This is a genomic window from Treponema sp. SP13, assembly GCF_050938355.1.
Lineage (GTDB): Bacteria > Spirochaetota > Spirochaetia > Treponematales > Treponemataceae > Treponema_D > Treponema_D socranskii.
The window spans coordinates 1-17,148 of record NZ_JADOVM010000012.1 but is presented as its reverse complement, the minus strand read 5'-3'; the positions used below and the strand labels follow the sequence as shown (position 1 = coordinate 17,148).

General features: G+C 47.5%; 17 protein-coding genes. 13 read left to right on the top strand and 4 right to left on the bottom strand.

Going from position 1 to position 17,148, the window contains the following annotated elements; translation table 11 throughout:
* Positions 1-263 precede the first annotated feature (263 nt).
* Positions 264-1,292, bottom strand: a complete 1,029-nt coding sequence (locus IZU26_RS12970; RefSeq protein ID WP_433279571.1) for a helix-turn-helix transcriptional regulator — start codon at positions 1,290-1,292, stop codon at positions 264-266.
* A gap of 118 nt (positions 1,293-1,410) precedes the next feature.
* On the opposite strand from IZU26_RS12970, the gene IZU26_RS12965 reads away from it, so the two are divergent.
* The 8 genes from IZU26_RS12965 to mutL all read left to right on the top strand — a co-directional run bounded on the left by IZU26_RS12965 (position 1,411) and on the right by mutL (position 8,552).
* Entirely contained in the window at positions 1,411-2,223 is an 813-nt protein-coding gene (locus IZU26_RS12965) for a hypothetical protein (protein ID WP_433279569.1), read from the top strand.
* A 95-nt stretch (positions 2,224-2,318) separates the two neighbouring features.
* Positions 2,319-2,894: an HD domain-containing protein gene (locus IZU26_RS12960; protein WP_433279567.1), complete on the top strand. Its 576-nt coding sequence runs from the start codon at positions 2,319-2,321 to the stop codon at positions 2,892-2,894.
* Between the two features lie 53 nt (positions 2,895-2,947).
* Entirely contained in the window at positions 2,948-3,580 is a 633-nt protein-coding gene (locus IZU26_RS12955; protein WP_315329022.1) for a hypothetical protein, read from the top strand.
* A gap of 116 nt (positions 3,581-3,696) precedes the next feature.
* Complete coding sequence (locus IZU26_RS12950) at positions 3,697-4,107, top strand: hypothetical protein (RefSeq protein ID WP_433279565.1); 411 nt, start codon at positions 3,697-3,699, stop codon at positions 4,105-4,107.
* A gap of 95 nt (positions 4,108-4,202) precedes the next feature.
* Positions 4,203-4,961 (top strand): FHIPEP family type III secretion protein, encoded by a 759-nt coding sequence (locus IZU26_RS12945; RefSeq protein WP_433279563.1) that lies wholly within the window; start codon positions 4,203-4,205, stop codon positions 4,959-4,961.
* Positions 4,962-5,104: 143 nt separating this feature from the next.
* The gene (xseA, locus tag IZU26_RS12940) at positions 5,105-6,343 is read left to right on the top strand and encodes an exodeoxyribonuclease VII large subunit (RefSeq protein ID WP_433279561.1); all 1,239 of its coding nucleotides are present in this window, start codon (positions 5,105-5,107) and stop codon (positions 6,341-6,343) included.
* 20 nt (positions 6,344-6,363) lie between these two features.
* Positions 6,364-6,642 carry an exodeoxyribonuclease VII small subunit gene (gene xseB / locus IZU26_RS12935; RefSeq protein ID WP_187384681.1) on the top strand — a complete coding sequence of 93 codons (279 nt, stop codon included), beginning with the start codon at positions 6,364-6,366 and terminating at the stop codon, positions 6,640-6,642.
* The gene (mutL, locus tag IZU26_RS12930) at positions 6,639-8,552 is read left to right on the top strand and encodes a DNA mismatch repair endonuclease MutL (RefSeq protein ID WP_433279559.1); all 1,914 of its coding nucleotides are present in this window, start codon (positions 6,639-6,641) and stop codon (positions 8,550-8,552) included. Before xseB ends, mutL begins: the two co-directional genes overlap by 4 nt.
* A gap of 11 nt (positions 8,553-8,563) precedes the next feature.
* Here the strand turns inward: mutL and IZU26_RS12925 are convergent, their stop codons facing one another.
* The 3 genes from IZU26_RS12925 to IZU26_RS12915 all read right to left on the bottom strand — a co-directional run bounded on the left by IZU26_RS12925 (position 8,564) and on the right by IZU26_RS12915 (position 12,435).
* Positions 8,564-10,714 carry a tetratricopeptide repeat protein gene (locus tag IZU26_RS12925; protein ID WP_433279573.1) on the bottom strand — a complete coding sequence of 717 codons (2,151 nt, stop codon included), beginning with the start codon at positions 10,712-10,714 and terminating at the stop codon, positions 8,564-8,566.
* Positions 10,672-11,343, bottom strand: coding sequence for a hypothetical protein (locus IZU26_RS12920; RefSeq protein WP_433279557.1), 672 nt, complete (start codon positions 11,341-11,343; stop codon positions 10,672-10,674). The genes IZU26_RS12925 and IZU26_RS12920 overlap by 43 nt, the downstream gene beginning before the upstream one ends.
* A gap of 321 nt (positions 11,344-11,664) precedes the next feature.
* The gene (locus IZU26_RS12915) at positions 11,665-12,435 is read right to left on the bottom strand and encodes a tetratricopeptide repeat protein (RefSeq protein ID WP_051169932.1); all 771 of its coding nucleotides are present in this window, start codon (positions 12,433-12,435) and stop codon (positions 11,665-11,667) included.
* A 207-nt stretch (positions 12,436-12,642) separates the two neighbouring features.
* On the opposite strand from IZU26_RS12915, the gene IZU26_RS12910 reads away from it, so the two are divergent.
* From IZU26_RS12910 to IZU26_RS12890, 5 genes are all read left to right on the top strand, one after another.
* A complete protein-coding gene (locus IZU26_RS12910) occupies positions 12,643-12,876 on the top strand; it encodes a hypothetical protein (protein WP_433279556.1) in 234 nt (77 codons plus the stop codon).
* Positions 12,877-12,892: 16 nt separating this feature from the next.
* Complete coding sequence (locus IZU26_RS12905) at positions 12,893-14,008, top strand: tetratricopeptide repeat protein (protein WP_433279554.1); 1,116 nt, start codon at positions 12,893-12,895, stop codon at positions 14,006-14,008.
* A complete protein-coding gene (locus IZU26_RS12900) occupies positions 14,008-14,715 on the top strand; it encodes a metallophosphoesterase family protein (protein WP_310823482.1) in 708 nt (235 codons plus the stop codon). Before IZU26_RS12905 ends, IZU26_RS12900 begins: the two co-directional genes overlap by 1 nt.
* Entirely contained in the window at positions 14,712-15,638 is a 927-nt protein-coding gene (locus IZU26_RS12895; RefSeq protein WP_310823481.1) for a transcriptional regulator, read from the top strand. Before IZU26_RS12900 ends, IZU26_RS12895 begins: the two co-directional genes overlap by 4 nt.
* Before the next feature lie 60 nt (positions 15,639-15,698).
* Positions 15,699-17,148 (top strand): PP2C family protein-serine/threonine phosphatase (locus IZU26_RS12890; RefSeq protein WP_433279551.1); only part of this gene is annotated, 1,450 nt, incomplete at its 3' end.

Genomic DNA, 17,148 nt, shown 5'->3' with positions numbered 1-17,148 from the left:
TGATTTGAGCGGGTAACTAATAATTTACTACTTTTCTCACCTTCCTGTCAAGTACTTCACCCCAAAACTTTGCAAACGTCTTTCACCGCCATCCACACCCGCTCCCGCCGGTACGTTCATCGTACCCGACTCGAAAGCAGCGTGCAGGCCATATTCGCGCAGACAACGAGCGCGCGGCATCTATCGCGCAGTTCAGACACTGCGCACAGGCAATATTCGTACAAACAATGAGCGCACGAATGAAATCACCTTTCGGAAATTTATTAATTATTAATATCGCTTTTCGCCCTTTTCATCATTGCTTTTACGGTCTTTTTCCAATCCGTCACAAACCACTGCGGACTTTGCGGAACGACATTCGCTCCCTGCGCTAAAATCCATTCCATAACTTTCAGGACTTGCGTTGAAGAAAACTCAATCCGCGTTTTTTCTTCATCTTCAAAATCAGTAAGTTTCTGATTGTCAGCCCAAAGACGCTCTTTTACATACAGCCGGGCGTTGCCGTAAAAATCGATTATAAAATCGACGGAATCTTCCGACATAAATGCGCCGAACTTTCCGCCGCCGCAATAGGAAGAAAATTCAAAATCATCGGGAAGTTCAAAATGCTCATTCGTAACGATAAAGTCCTTCATTCTGTTCAAGGCGAAAAGACGCACGGCCTTTTTATTCAAATCATAGCCGAATAAAAAACAAATCCCCTCATCCATAAGAATCTGATACGGCGCGACGCGGCGCCGTGCGGATTTCGTATTCCACCTGCCGCTATACTCAAAATCGACAACTGCGTTTTCCTGCAAAGAACGTATAACTTTTTTCCAAACATCTTCATTCGTTACGACTTTCGGGACGGGCGGAACGGCGATTCTCTTTAAAAGAGAACTTTTGCTCAAGCCCTGTGTATCCGTTACAAAATCAATAACTTCGGAAATCGATTTATAAATAGGACTTCCTTCAAAACTTGAAAGTAATGTTTTTGCTGCCGAAAGATAAAAAACATCCTCTGCGGAAATATCATTCAAAGGGAATTCAAAGGCATTGCTGTAATAATAGCCGCCTTTGTGTCTGTCAAATTCCAGAGGTGCGTGAAAATAAGTACGAAGCATATCGATATCGCGGTTAATTGTAGCCTCACCGACTTTACTGTAGCCTGTCGTCTCGCAGTAAAGCCGCTGTAACTTCAGGTTATCGGGATAACTTCCGGATTTGATTGCTCTATGGATGATATTTATCCGCTCAAGTATTTTTCTGTTCAGCTGCCGAGTCTGCTGTTTTTTGTTTTCCCGCTTCATAAAACTATTATAACATAAACCGCTATCATTCGGTGATAGCGAATAATTTTTATTTTTTTGCAACTATCGTGATATGATAGAGAATGTGTGGTATAATTTAAGTAGGAGGTAAAAGACTATGCTTTCAACATTTGAATATTCAGAATTTGAAAAACAAAAAAATCATGACTTAGATAAGTTAATGAACGAATGGATAGAACAATTATCAAAGAATAAAACTCCCATTGATAACGGAAACAAGGAAACAACAATCCCTCAGGATTGTTTTGCAAAAGACGGTTTTTTCCCCGGATATTTTGACCAAAAAAGAAAAACGGTTTTTATAGGTCGTGAAACGAGAAACATCGGAGGTTATGACTTTAGAGATACGACAAAAGAATTTTTTGACAAGGATTTTAGCAACAAAAATTCATGGTGGCGGCATATTCTTTATATCGTATACGGCATTAAAACCGAGGGGGAATTCCCATTCGAAAATATTCCGACAGCCTTGGAAATACTGAATAAAATGCGTGAAACTAAAGATTTCGGATTCGCCTGTATAAATATTTCAAAATACAGTAATGACGATCCTGATAATTGGGAGACTAATACAGACTTGGTTGATCGTTTCTTAAAAGATTCGGAGTTGGAAAAAACAAACTTTTTTCAAGAGCAATTAAAAATATTGGACCCCGATATAATCATAACAGCCAATTTATGGGACGGTACGATTGCTGAAAACTACATAAATTTATGCTTCCCCGGTGAATTTTCAAAAAATAAAACACTTACTCATAACAAAGAAGGCGTCGCCGCATACGGCAAATATAATCTGAACGGCAAAGAAATAGATTATATCGATTTGTTTCACTTCTCCGCAAACAAGAGCGACGAGTACTGTTATTACAATCCCGTTATGAAGATTTTGTTTAATAAAGCCAGAAAATAATTTTTCCGCTATCGTGATCTGATATTCTCTCCTGTTACTATATCTGTAAATCTTAACAGGGGAATCAACTCTCTGTTCATTAAGACAAAATTCGAATGGCGGAATATCAGTATATAAATTGTCGAAATCTGCTTTCTCTTCCAGATGAGATTGAATCCGTTTTCAGTACTCTCGGAGTTTCGCCAAGGTTATACGCTCATTCGCTGCTTGTTCACGATGTTGCAAATAAATTGCTTGAAAAGCTAAACGGTACGTGGGGAAATCTGAACATCAATAAAGATCTCGTCTTATTCGGTGCGGCCGGTCACGACATAGGAAAAAGCGTTTACATTAACGAACTTTCGGAAGAAGGACATAAGCACGAACGGGAAGGTTTTCACCTTTTACGGTCTCTCGGTTTTTCCGAAGAAAAATCACAATTTGCCGCCTCTCACGCTTTATGGTCGGAAAGCTCAACGCTTGAAGAACTCGCAGTTTCACTTGCCGATAAAATCTGGAAAGGAAGTCGTGTGCCGGAGTTGGAAGATTTGGCAGCGGCAAAAATCGCAGCCGTAACAAGCTGTGAACGCTGGGAAGTTTTCCGTTCATTGGATACTGTCATTCAAGCAATCGCAAGAGAGTCCGACAAACGATTATTTTTTCAAAATAATTTTCCCGCTATCATGCTATGATAGCCGCCTGTGTTATATTTTTTATAAACAGTCAGCCGCTGAAGGAGATAAAAATGACATTATTAACTCGTGAGGAAACATTATTGTTCGCTGTACCGTCTTTATTTAGAGAACTATTTTCAATAAAAGAAATATTTCTGGGCGAAATAGACCAAAGCCTGATAGCCTACAAACGGGACAGTACAACCAAAAAGGCAGATGAATATGGCGCCGGTTTTTATTATACTTACAAATCAAATAATTTCTTTATAGGATTTAGCCCCTGCTGTGAAAAAGAATTTTTTCTTTCCCTTGCAATCGAGGGGAATCGAAATAATAGCAAACTGGGCAAAAAACTGTATTTTCGAAAAGGGTGGTACTACATACCGCTGCAAAATTCTTCAATAAGTGTTTGTGATAAAAAAGTTCTTTCTGAAGTAAGAAAGCGTTTACGTAAAATTGATTGGTCTCTGCCGGATCACATATATCGATCTCTTCCGGCTTTTTTTTCAATGGAAAATAAAATAATTCGTCTTATTGAAGAAAGTAATTGCCGGAATGAATATAATAAATTTAACTGTTGTGAATGGTTTTATTATTTTGAAAATCAAACAAAATTCGACACTGACGAGTTTAAGTCATTTTTATTTGCGGATTCATATCAGCAGCAGTTAGATGCTTTTAAGGAATGGATTAAATTGCTATGAAATAAAACTTGAAAAATCTAAAAATATTTTTCCGCTATCGGGATATGATAGAAGGGTATATTATAAGTTGTTCAACAACAAAATCAAGTTGCTGTTTTGGCAGCTTAGGAGGAATTATGAAAAAACTTTTATCCGTGTTTTTTATGACTTTTGTTGTATCATCCATGTTTGCGCAATCTTATTCGGTTAAATCTGTGGATGAGAATCCCGTTAAGGTAACTCTTAAGGGTGAAACAATCGTCATCGAAGAAACGCTTTTTGGCGGTTATATCAACCGGATTACCATCCCAAAATCAAAATTTACGGCTACCAAAGCCAGAGTGACTGCCGAGGAAGGCGGTAAATCCGTCATAAATAATCAGCCCCACATGGAAATGACAGATATGATTTACATTATAGAAAACAGCAACAACCCTTCTATGATAGGCTTTCTTTCAAGTATGGCTGTTTATCGGGAAGAAGGTATCATGGGAATCTGGTTATATAAAAAAGATATTGCCGCAATTGCTAAAAAGTTGAAGTTGTAAACAAAGTTTTTATTTCACGCGAAAGTACGCCGACCGATTTTCGGAGTGCTTTTATTTTTCTATGATTATAATCCTTTGAAATTTGAAGGAAAACCATGAATCGATTTTTGTATATTTTAAAGTCTTTGTTCGCGATTGCGCTGGTTATAATTTTTCCGTTATCGCTTTTGTTGGTTGCCTATCCGAAATTGCCGGCAGAAATCTTGTCGGCAGGATTTTATTTGTTTTCAATTGCTGTGTGTTTTTTGATTTGGAAAAGAAAAATAAAAATAAATCGGATAGAATTTTGTTCAATAGTTTCTTTAGTTCTCTACGTGCAGTTGATACATATTTCTCTTCTAGCACAAAAATCCGATGAACACCTTTTTATTGTAAGGTTGTTTCAACAGCCACTTGAATCCGATGAAAAAGTTTTAGTGTTATTTTTACAATTTATTATGATTATCTATATCGCACTTTTTATTATGAAGAACACAGCTGAAATCTCGGAAGCAAACAGCAGATTTTCGTTAGACACGATGAACACAAAATTCTTTGATATTGATAATAAAGTGACTGAAAAAGAGATTACGAAAAATGAAGCCGCAAAGCTCAAAAACCAAGTAGGCACGGAAGCTGATTTTTATTCCGAATACAAAGAATGTTTTGCTGTGCTTTTTAAATGTATGACGGCGTTTGTCGTTTTGGCTTGCATTCACCTTGCTTTCGGAATTGGGATGGATATATTTTTGAGAAATGAATTGGTAAGAGCAGCAATTTTTTCAAATATTCCTATCGTCGTAGGAATAAGCTCTCCCTTTCTTGTTTTATACGTAATGTTCGGAATTACCGTTGGTATTAAAAAATCATTGTAAAACAATCGGGGATGAAACGAAAAAGAATTATTCTTAGACGAAACGTTGTGCAAAGCGCGAACGGAATACTTTCAATTCTATTGTCGGCAAAACCTCAATCACGCGCGTTGACCAGTTTTTCCATACGCTATAAAATTAGCGCTATGGCACATTCGGCACAAGACGCCTCCGCGTTTTTTTCCGTCACGCAGATCACAAACCTCATCAAAGAGATGATCGAAGGTTCGTTCGGTACCGTCGTCGTCGAAGGTGAAATTTCCAACTGCAAACTGACGAGCGCCGGCCACATCTATTTGACGCTGAAAGATTCCGGCGCGCAGCTCGGATGTGCGATGTGGCGGAGCGCGACGCCCTCTCTTTCGTTTTCGCCGAAAGACGGTATGCTCGTGCGCTGTACCGGACGTCTTACGGTGTACCCGCCGCACGGCAAATATCAGCTCGTCATTTCGCGCATGGAAATCGCAGGCGCAGGAAATATTTTACAGATGCTCGAAGAGCGCAAAAAGCGCCTCGCCACCGAAGGCATATTCGACGAAGCGCACAAAAAACCGCTGCCTCTTTTTCCGAAAACGGTCGGTATCGTCACGAGCGCGACGGGAGCCGCCCTGCGCGATATCCTGCAGATTATGAAGCGGCGGAATCCCTGCGTATCGGCGGTCATTTTACCTGCGACGGTGCAGGGAGAAGGAGCGGCGGAAACGATCGTGAGGCAGATAAAAGTCGCAAATTATTTCCGGCTTTGCGACGTGCTTATCGTCGGACGCGGAGGCGGCTCCCTCGAAGATCTGCTTCCCTTCAGCGACGAAGCGGTAGTACGCGCTGTCTACGAATCGAACATACCGGTGATTTCCGCCGTCGGACACGAAATCGATTGGGCGCTTTCCGATTACGCAGCCGATTTTCGAGCCCCGACTCCGTCGGCCGCAGCGGAAGCCGCAGTCCCGCTCAAAAGCGATATCATTCGTACGCTGCAAACCTATGCCGATACCTTCCATACGGAAATAAAACGCAAAGTCGAAAACATGAAGCTCATCGTGCGCACGTTCAATCCCGAAAACCTCGAACTGCAGTTCCGAACTATCGAACAGCCGCTCCTCGCGCGCTTTGACGGCGCAAAAGTCGCGCTGCTGCAAAACATCGATGAAAAATTAAAAGACGCAAAGCACCGCATCGCCCTGTGTACGCACGTACTCGAAAGCGCAAGTCCCGAAAAAATTTTTGCACGGGGCTATTCGATGGTACGCGACACGGCAAGCGGAGAAGTCGTGCGGGATGCATCGCTCGTCGCAGTCGGAGCGGAACTTGAAATCGTTCCGGCAAAAGGTCAACTTACGGCGACCGTCAAAAGCGTATGCACAAAGGCAAACCGCTTTATTAATTAATAATTTACAAGGAGTCCGTCATGAAAAATTTTGCAAAAAATCTTGAAACGCTTGAAAAGCTTACCGCCGACATCAAGCGCGACGACATATCGCTCGAAGATGCGCTCAAAGATTTCGAAATGGGCATAAAACTCGCGCGCGGCATGGAAGCCGAAATCGACAGGATCGAAGGAAAGATCCAAATGCTCATGAATGAACCCGCACCCGAAAGCGCGGATACGCCCGAACTCGATCTCTTTTCGGGTACCGACGAAGCGACGGGAACGGCGGGCGCTCCGCAGGAGGGTACGCGTCAATGAGCGATGCGAAACCGGTACGGCAGCTTTCCGCCGAAGTCGCGAGGAAAATCGCGGCGGGCGAAGTCATCGACCGGCCGAATGCGATTGTGCGAGAACTCATGGACAACGCGGTCGATTCGGGTGCCGACGGCATCGCCGTCGAAATCGATTCGGGCTGCATCGAAAAAGTGCGCGTCGTCGACAACGGTTCGGGCATGACGAAAAGCGATCTGCAAAACTGCGCGCGGCCGCACGCGACGAGCAAAATCGAAACGGAAACCGATCTTTTGCACCTGTCGACGCTCGGCTTCAGAGGAGAAGCGCTTTCGTCGATCGCCGCAGTATGCCGCCTTTCGATCATATCGGGCGGCTGGAAAATGCGGGCGTCGGTAACCGAAGATCACATCATCGAAAGGAGTGCATCGACTGCGGGTACGATCGTACAGGCGGAAGGACTCTTTGAAAACTTTCCCGCGAGACGAAGATTTTTAAAACGCCCGGCAGCCGAAGCGCTCATGTGCAAAAACACGTTTATCGAAAAGACGCTTGCGAGGCCGGACATAGCATTTTCGTTTACTTCGGACGGAGAGCGGCGCATAACGCTCGAAGCGGGCACGAGTTTAAAAAAGCGATTCGTAGAAGCGGCGCTCCCTTCCGAAAACGCTTCTCTCTTTTACGAAATCTCAGGCTCTTCGGGCGGAGAAAATCCCGACTGGATTTTTACCTGCGTCATCGGAGAGCCGGGCGTATCGCGCACAAATAAAAAAGACATATACATCTTCGTAAACGGCAGAAGGATTACCGAGTATTCGCTCGTACAGGCGATCGAGTACGGCGGTCAGGGTTATTTTCCGAACGGCACTTATCCCGCAGCCGCCCTCTTCGTCACGATGAAAAGCGATCTCGTCGACTTCAATATTCACCCGGCAAAAAAAGAAGCGCGCTTCCGCGACATCGCAAGCCTGCACCACGGCGTGAGCGGAGCTTTGCGGAATTTTTTTCATCAATACACTTTGCGCGAAATGAAAAACGACCGCGACGATAAAATTAACAATTTTCAATCTTTCGATTTCGATGCGGCCGGCGGAAGCGGAAAAGGCATATCGTACGGAAAAAACAAAGACTCGATCCGGCAGGCGAAAGATTTTTCGCGCATCGTCATGCACCGCGGCGCAGGTGACTTTACGAATCCCTATGCCCGCGAATATAAAACCGATGCATACAAAGCGCGCTATTCGATAAACCACGAAGCGCAGGACGTACCGCTCGAACTTGCAAAAAAAGCGCTTTCGTTCGATGAAACGAGAGACGGCGCGGCAAGCGATGCGGCAGACAAAACAAAACTATACGACATCGAAAACGCAGCCGAAAAAATCAAAACAACAAACGGCGGTTTTCACTTTCTCGGAAGCGCACTCGGCACTTTTTTGGTTGCCGAAAAAGGTGACACGCTGTATATCATCGACCAGCACGCGGCTCACGAGCGGATTCTCTACGACGCCATTATGCAAAATCAGGGAAAAAGTCAAACGCTTCTCGTTCCCTATGAAATCGTTACGCAAAACGCGGCGGACGATATCTATTTGACGCGCATACGGGATGAGATGAAAAAAGCCGGCATTGCGGCAAAAAACAAAGGAAACGGAGTGTGGGAGATAAGGTCGGTGCCGGAGCGCTGGAAAGGAAGCGAAAACGATCTGTACCGCGCCCTCCTCGAAAAGCGAGTCGCCCCGGAAGACGTCATTTCCGAGATCGCCGCTATGACCGCGTGCAAAGCTGCAGTTAAAGACGGTTATGTGCTCGACGATGCGGCCGCTTCGGATTTGGCGGAAAAGGCGCTCTCCCTCCCCGACCCGCACTGCCCCCACGGAAGACCCGTGTGGACGGCGGTAACGAGGGCGGAGCTTTTCGCCCTCGTAAAGCGTACGTAAATGTCCGCCTGCTATCTTGCCTGAGCGCCGCCGTTTCGAAGCGCCGACAAAAGCTCCGCCACTTCGGCGCGACGGTGATTCGGCTGCTTGGTTTGCACTTCGCTCAAATATCGTTCCGCGCCTGCCGTATCTCCCGTCGACATACATACTTTTCCGAGTTCCACATAGGCATCCCAATTCCTGCCGTCGCGCTTGATCAGTTCGGTGTACGTCGTTTTCGCGTTGTCGAACTGACCGTCGCTCGCGTAGGTTTGCGCGAGATTCGAGCGCACCGTATTGTTGGACGGATCGAGGCGCAGCGCGTTTTGATAAAATTGAATCGCATTTTTATAATCTTTTTTTGCGAGGTATGCGCTTCCGAGATTATTGTTCGCTTCGAAACTTTTATTGTCCGCATTGTATGCTTGTCTGAAAAGCTTAAGCGCCGTATCGACGTCGGGCGGATTCATTTCGAGGTACATTTTTCCGAGATTGATTTTCGATTTTTCGTGATTTTGATTTAAGCGCAGTGCTTCGACGTAGAGCGGAATCGCTTCTTCGGATTTTCCCGCCTCCTGCAGCATAAGCGCATAATTATATACGATGTTCGCTTGCGCGGCATTGCCGAGTGACGACTTCGAAGCGTAGGCGCGCTTTGCATAGGTAATCGCTTCGGCATCTTTGTGCTCCGCGTACAATGTTGCGGAAAGATTGTAGTACGTCGTCGGGTCTTCTTCCGTCGGACTCAAAAGCGCGAGCGCACGGCGATAGCAATTTTCGGATGCGGCGTAATTTTCCATCGCGTAGTATTCGGAACCGAGTTCGCGCAGCGCGTTGCCGTTCACATCGTTTACGCGGAGCACATTGTTGTACGCGCTGACAGCCCCGCTGTGATCGCCCTGCTTTGAAAGGAGGCGGGCTTCCTCGAGATAGGCTTTTTCGTAATTCGCATCGGTCGTCCGTGCACGGCGGAAAGAAGACAGCGCTTCGGCTTCGTTTCCCGTTCTCAAGTTTGCCAGTCCGAGATTGTATTGAGCCGGCGCAAATCGTCCGTCCAAATCGACGCTTCTCTGAAACGATGAACGGGCGTCGCTGTAGCGGCGCGAAAGGTATTGTGCGCGTCCGAGGTTATAGTGATAGAGAGCATTCGATCGGTCGTTCTGCACCGCTTTGGAAAGTTCGTCGAGCGCTTTCGGATAATTCTTTGTGTCGAAAGCTGCCATACCGAGCACATAGTGGGAAGCGGCATCGTTCGGCGTTTTTCGGATCGCTTCTTCGGCATAGCCGACGGCCGCATCGCGAAGCCGCCTTTTGTCCGCATCCGATGCCGCGTTTTGGGAAGCGTCGTAAAGCGCGGACGCCATTTCCGAATTTTTACTGCCTGAAAAAAGCGGCTCGCCTGCGGAAATCGGAAGCATTTTTTGCGCCTTGCCGAAATGATTGAGCGCCGAATCGATTTTATTTGCCGTCAAATCGGATTTGCCCTGCGCGATTTCGGTATTTACGCCGTCGATTTCCCTTTGAATCGCACGATTTTTGCGCGCAAGTTCTTCTTCGGCTGCTTTGCGTGCCGCTTCTTCTTTTTGCTTTTGTGCCGCAAGCGCCTTTGCCGCCTTTTCTGCTTCGGCTTTCCGCTCGCGCTCCAAAGCTGCCTCAGCTTCCCTTTGTTCGGCGATTTTCGCTTTTCGCTCCCGTTCGGCAGCGGCCTCTTTTTCCCGCCGGGCGGCATCTTCTGCCGCGCGCGCCTTTTGCTGCGCCGCCGTTCGATCGGCTGAAGACTCGGATGCGGCATCGCGTCCGCCCGTCCGCAGAGCAGATCCCGCATCGACATTTGACGCGGCATCTGCACCCGAGCCCTTTCCGCGAGAGAGCAATTCTTCGAGCTCTCTTTGCGTCTTCTGAGCTTCGGCCGTACTGCGCGCAAGCTCATCCTGCATCGCCCCGTCGCCGGACTTTGCGCCTTTTAATAAAGCGAGTTCATCGAGCAATTTTCGTACTTCGGCATCCGAAGGATCCTTTTTGAGCAGCTTTTCGAGAATACTCTGCGCGCGATCGTAGTCGCCGCTGTCCATGTAAAGCTGAACGGAAGCGAGCGCATCGCCGCGTGAAGCGGATGTTGAACCGGATAAAGCGGATCTATTTAAAAAAAAACCGCAATAAGGGCGATGATGACTGCCGCGCAGATAATCGCGATAACGATTTTTTTATTCAATTTTTTTTCGGATTCGCTTTCGGCGGCATCTCGACTTGCCGGCTTGCTTCCGGCGGAAAAATCGGCAAACGATACTTTTTTCACCGGCTCTTTTTGCTCGGTTGTATGCACCGATACCGGCGCATCGCCGAAAATCGGCTTCGATGCGACAAGCGTGTCGACCGCTTTACGAACATCCGCGCTTTCAGACGTTTTCACGGAAACCGATTTTTCACTTGCAACGGGCTTTTCCGGTACAATCTTTTTGGCAGCTCGGGGTTTTGTACGCGTGCTTTCGGCAGCAGGTTTAGCCGCCTGCATTTTTACAGACGCCGCTACCGCCGGTTTTGCGGCAGCCTTTGCAGTCGTTTTTTTTGCAGCCGTCTTGGGCGCAGTTTTTGCCGTCGCTTTTACATCGGCTTTTTTTACGCTTGCTTTGGCGGGCATCTTTGCGCTTGTTTTTTTGGCGCCCGCCTTTTCATCGGCTTTCGCGCTCGCCTTTTTTGCGGCCGGTTTTTCGACAGCTTTTTTAACTGCCGGCGTTACCGATTTTTCAACCGGCGCCTTTTTTGCCGTCTTTTTTACGGCAGCCGTTTTTTCAGTCGTCTTTGTCTTTGCCATATCCCTTTCCTTTGCTATAAAAGCTCAATTTCGAGTTTTCTAAAACTCGAAATTTTCCATCAGTTTCGCGTAATGCCGGAATGGCGAGTTTTGCAAACAAGTAAAATCGTGCGAAAGGCAAGGTTCCGGCTGCGTGCCGTTTCGAGCGTTAGGCTTACGAAAGCCTGGCTTAAAAAGCTCGACCGCGGCATACACGGCGAGTTTGCAGAGCAAACTCGGTAGTGAGCGCAGCGAACGAAGTTCTCGCCGCAAGCACAGTTTTATCAGTTCATAGTTTCAAAACTCGTCATTCGACCTATAAAAATATCCCGTTGCACTACATCAATCGAGTTCTGGTTCCGTTTCGTAGCCGAGCGTATCTTCCGCTCCTCCGGTCATATTTTCGGCATTCGTAGATCGCAGCGAATTCGCTACGTCTTCGAGCAGCTTTTTTTTGCGCGCTTCTTCGGCAGCCCTCGCCTCGGCTTCCCGCCGCGCTTTATCGGCCGCCACGCGCTCCTGCTCGGCATACATGCGCGCTTCTTCTTCTCTGCGCATCCGCTCCAGAGCCGCAGCCGCTCTCGCATCTTCTTCCCGCTTTACAAGTTCGGCACGGATGAGCGCGATGACGCGTTCGATTTCAGTCCGCTGCGGATCACCCGGCACCTTTTCGATATAACGCTCGTAATCGCCGAGCGCACCCTCAAGCTGCATCTGATTGAGCCGCGCGTTTGCCCGATTCAAAAGCGCTTTTGCAAAATCGGGAGAAGCGCTCAGCGCAAGTGAATAGCAGCTGTCGGCTTTCGCGTAATTCCCCGCGGCGAATGCGGAGTTGCCCGCATTGTATGCGAGCACTTTTTTGTCCGTACCCGGTACGGCGAGTCCCCTTTCAAAGACCGCGACGGATTTGTCGTACTGTCCCGTTTGATAATACGAAAGGCCGAGATAATTATACGCGGCGACCGAAGCGCTTCCCGACGAAAGCTCCCGTTCGAGAATCGGGATAGCGGCAGTCGGATCATTCGATTTAAAAAGACGCTCTCCTTCGCTTTCCGCAAACAGCGGCGCTGCAAAAAGCAAAAAAAGAATCGCTCCTTTAATGTATCGGTTCATTTTACCGTTCCGCATTCAATTACAACCTTTCTCCATTATCGGTCATTTGACAGAGTTTAATAAATCTACTAATCTAGTATACAGCAATTTACAATTTTACAAAAGACCGTTTTATACATATTTTTTCGAATGCGTTTGTGCGCACGGATGCGGCATTTTCGAAAATCGATATGTTCCGCATCCCGCATTTCATACGGAGGATTTATTATGGAGCCGATTCAAATCGCAGTTATCGCAGCGCTCATAGCGTTTATCGCGGGACTGCTGTTGTTTCTCACAAAATCCGTACTCGCACCGAAACGCGCCGAAAACATCCTCAAACTCATAAAACAAAAAAAACTTTCCGCAGCCGAAAAACTCGCAAAGCAGATCCTCGCAAAGGAGCCGAAAAATTACCTCGTCCACTATTATCTCGGCAAAGCCTATCTCGCCGAAAAATAGAGCCGAGCTCGCGCTCATGGAATACAAAACCGTAAGTGAAAACGCCGTCTTCGGAGACGACATCGCCGAAGTTCCGTTTCGAAAAAACCTCGCAGCGTTGTACTTGCAATGCAATCAGGACGAAAACGCGCTCCGCGAATTTCTTCTGCTCACGAAGCTCGAACCGGAAAATGCCGACGCGTATTACAGCGCGGGAAAAATTTACGAAAAGCAAAATCGCACCGATACTGCGCTCACATTGTTTCGCAAAACAGTCGCATTGAACAAGCGCCACGCCGAAGCGCACGCTTCCCTTGCCCTCCTCCTCGCAAATGCAAAACAATTTGCCGAAGCGAAAAAGGAAATCGATCTCGCCCTTTCTCTAAATCCCGAAGCGTATTCGAATTATTACTACCTCGGAAAGATATTAAAAGAAAATAAAGATTACGCCGGCGCCGTCAAAGCCTTTGAAAAAGCGCAGCGCAGTGCGGAATACCGCGAACGCTCGCTCATCGAACGCGGCATCAGCCTCATGCTTGCAGGCCGTCCCGACAGCGCGCTCATCGATCTCAGTCGCGCGGTCGAACTCGACAAAGCGGGCATCAAACAGGAAACGCTGCACGCGCGCTATTGTATGGCCGCGTGCTTTGAAGTGCTGCGGCAAATCGACAACGCGATAGCACAGTGGGAAATCATCTATAAAAAAAATCACGCCTTCCGCGACGTCGCGGCAAAGCTTGCAAAATACAAAGACATACAGACGAACGACGCTCTCAAAGATTACCTCACGTGCGGCAACGAAGACTTTACGGCGATGTGCGCAAAGCTCACACAAAACGCGTTGTCGTTCGCAGTCCAGCGTTCCGACGCGGCAAAGTGGGGATGCCAAATCATCGCGACGGAACGAGATGGTGACTGGATGAGCGTGCGAAAGCAATTATACTTGCTGCGTTTTTACCGTTTTTCCGATCCGCTCGAAGATTCGGTCGTGCGGCAAGCGCTCGACGACCTCAAGGGGACGAACTGTTCACGCGCATATATTTTTTCAAGTTCGGATTTTTCTCGAAGCGCGCGCACATTTGCGGAAGGCAGGCCCGTCGAGCTTATCGGTAAAGAGCAGCTTGAACAGGCACTGAAAAAATCGGGTGTATAATGAAAATACTCTGCGTTTCGGATATGATCGATCCGCTTATCTATAATCAAAACGCTTCGTCGCTGTTTTCCGATATCGATATGATTTTATGCGCCGGAGATTTACCGATGGACTACGTCGATTTTATCGTATCGATGTTCAATAAACCGACATACTTTATCTTCGGCAATCACAACTTAAACGAATTCCATTATTATCATTCGAGCGCTCACGCTCCTGCGGAAAAGCGCGGGGAAACGCACGGGCACGGAGCCGCTTACTGCGGGTTCCGCGTCATCCGCGACAAAACGCTTTCGTTTGCCGATCCCGTAACGGGGAAAAAGACGCCGCTCCTTATCGCGGGAGTTTCCGGTTCGCGGAAATACAACAACGGTCTCAATCAATACAGCGAGGGAGAGATGAAGCGCCGTCTCATCGGTATGATCCCTTCTCTTCTGTGGAACAAACTGCGTTACGGCAGATATCTCGATATCTTTTTAACGCACGCATCTCCGAGGGGCATTCACGACAAAGAAGATCCGTGCCATGTCGGCTTCGAATGCTTCAACTGGTTCATAAAAAAATTTTCGCCCGTCTATCTCGTGCACGGGCACATCCACCTTTACGACATACGCGACCGCCGCGTCACGGAAACGGGCGCAACGACAGTCGTAAACGCATACGCGCACTGTCTCATCGAATTTCCGAAAACGGGAGGATCGCAATGAACGGTAGCTTGTTTTCGTTGCAGACGGATGAAGATTTTAATAAAGCGCACAGCAAAGCGCTGTTCAACGAAATACAGCATTTTTTAAATCCCGAAGAAGCGTCTCTCATTTCGTTTTCGGAAATAAAATCGCTTTTAAAACCGAAAGACGAAATTTACGTCGGATTAAAGACTATCCCGCTCGACAAGATCGTCGGAAGCGAAGGCCGCTATAAAGATTTCGATAACCGTTTTTTTCCGAAAAGCGGATTTTTGCGCGAACGCTGGAAACACGTCGATGCGGCGCAATACGAATCGATCATCCTGCCGCCGATAAAAGTGTACGAGCTCGGCGGCCTGTATTTTGTGCGCGACGGCAATCACCGCGTTTCGGTCGCTAAAGCGCGCGGCATCGAATTCATCGACGCGGAAATCGTTTCGCTGCAGAGCGAAATAAAATTAAAACCCGCGTACACGCTGAAATCGATGATAAAAGAGATCATTTCGTATGAAAAACGGGTGTTCTACACCGAAACGAATTTCGGAGACATCACCGATTTTTGGTCGCTCGATTTTACATCGACAGGACAGTACGATATCATCTATAATCACATACTGACGCACAAAGCGTATATCGAAAAAAAACAAGGCGCCGAAATGTCGGCAGCGGATGCGCTTATGTCGTGGTTCGAGGACGTCTATCTTCCGATAATCAAAGCGATAGACGACAGGCACGTCATGCGTTATTTCAGGCAGCACACGAAGAGCGACCTCTACGTGTGGATTATGCTGTATTGGGAAGAATTGCGGGAAAAATTCGGAGACGGCGTGCAACTCGACGAAGCGGTGCAGTCCTTTACGCGCAGCAAACGAGTACATTTTACTGCCCGCATAAAAAACGGCATCGAACGCATCATGTTTAAAAGGAAAATAAAATCACCTTGACTGCGTATCGCTTCAATGATAAAATATTTAAATATATTGTATAGTATGTGGAGTTAAAAATTGTATTCGATCGATTCTTTTATACACATACCGATTATAACGGCAGCGGTATTGCTCACGATTCTATTCCTGTTGCTCGTCGTCATACGGTACCGCAATACGGCAAAAGCGAGTTTTGTGCTGTACGTCGCGCTCGGCATCCTTTTTGCAGGCCTTATCTATATGCTTCGCTCTTCGCTCAGCATATACCTCATCGCCGCCATGCTCGTTTCGGAATTGTTCGTGCTGCCCTATTTTGTCATTCTCGCATTCGGCTTTCCCCGAAAGCGCGAAAAAAAAGAAGAGCCGGAAGAGAGCTCCGAAGCCGAGCTCGATTCGCTTGCAAACATATCGTATGAAAAAAAGATCGATACGAATGAAGAGTTTGCGGCAAAGGCGGCCGAACTTTTTTCGCTCGACAACAGCTTGAGCCAATTTCTCGACTACTTCAATACAAAGCTCACCGAAGCGGCAAAGGCCGACGGCTGCGTCATCCTCCTGTCGGACGAATTCGACAATTTTCTCACCGTCCGTTCCATGACAGGCTCGTTTCCGCCGCCGTATAGGCTGCCCGATACGCTGCCTCACAAGCCGGTACGCGTCGAAGCGAATTTCCGTTATATGCAGTTTCAGCTTTCCGACACAATTTTCGGAGATGTTGCGTCGTCGGGCGAAGCCGTACTTATAAAAGACGCCTCTCACGATCCGCGCATCTATCAAAACGGGCCGGAAGATTTCCTCGCATGCGGCTCCTATATCTGCGTTCCGATCCGCATACAGGGCAAAACGGTCGGTGTTTCGGCGCTGTCGCGGGATCCGAAAAAAGAGAGCTTTTCCGAAATCGATTTCGAACGTACAAAGACGCTTACCGATGCGGCCGCTTCGGCGCTCCGCACGCTTTTGAGCTTCCTCGACTACAGCGAAAAACGCAGCCTCACGGAAGAAGGCAATACCGCAGCGAAATTTCAAAAAAAACTCATCCCCGAAAAGATACCCGAAATGCTCGGCGTATCGCTCGGAGCGTGGTCGGTGCAAAACGAAAACGTGTGCGGCGACTATTACGATATCGTGCCGGTGCGGAAAGACCGTACGCTCTTTGTCATGGCCGACGTCGTCGGAAAAGGCATGAATTCGTTCAGCGTCATGGTGATGATTCGCACGATGCTGCGTATGCTCGCACCTTCTCCGCAAAGCCCCGCTTCTATTTTAAAATGGATCAACCGAGGGCTCTGCGCGGAGACCGGCATCGAAGATCACTTTGCGAGTGTCGCCCTCGTCGATTATAACCCTTTAACGCGGGAAGCCCGGCTTTCGACGAGCGGCATCAATCCGGTGCTCGTCTATACCGCAAAAACGGACGACGTGTCGCAGCTGTCGAAACAGAACGAACCGCTCGGCGTCGAAAAGACGTCGGTATTCGACGAAATAACCGTACAGCTGCAAAGCGGCGACATTCTCGTAAGCTGTACGG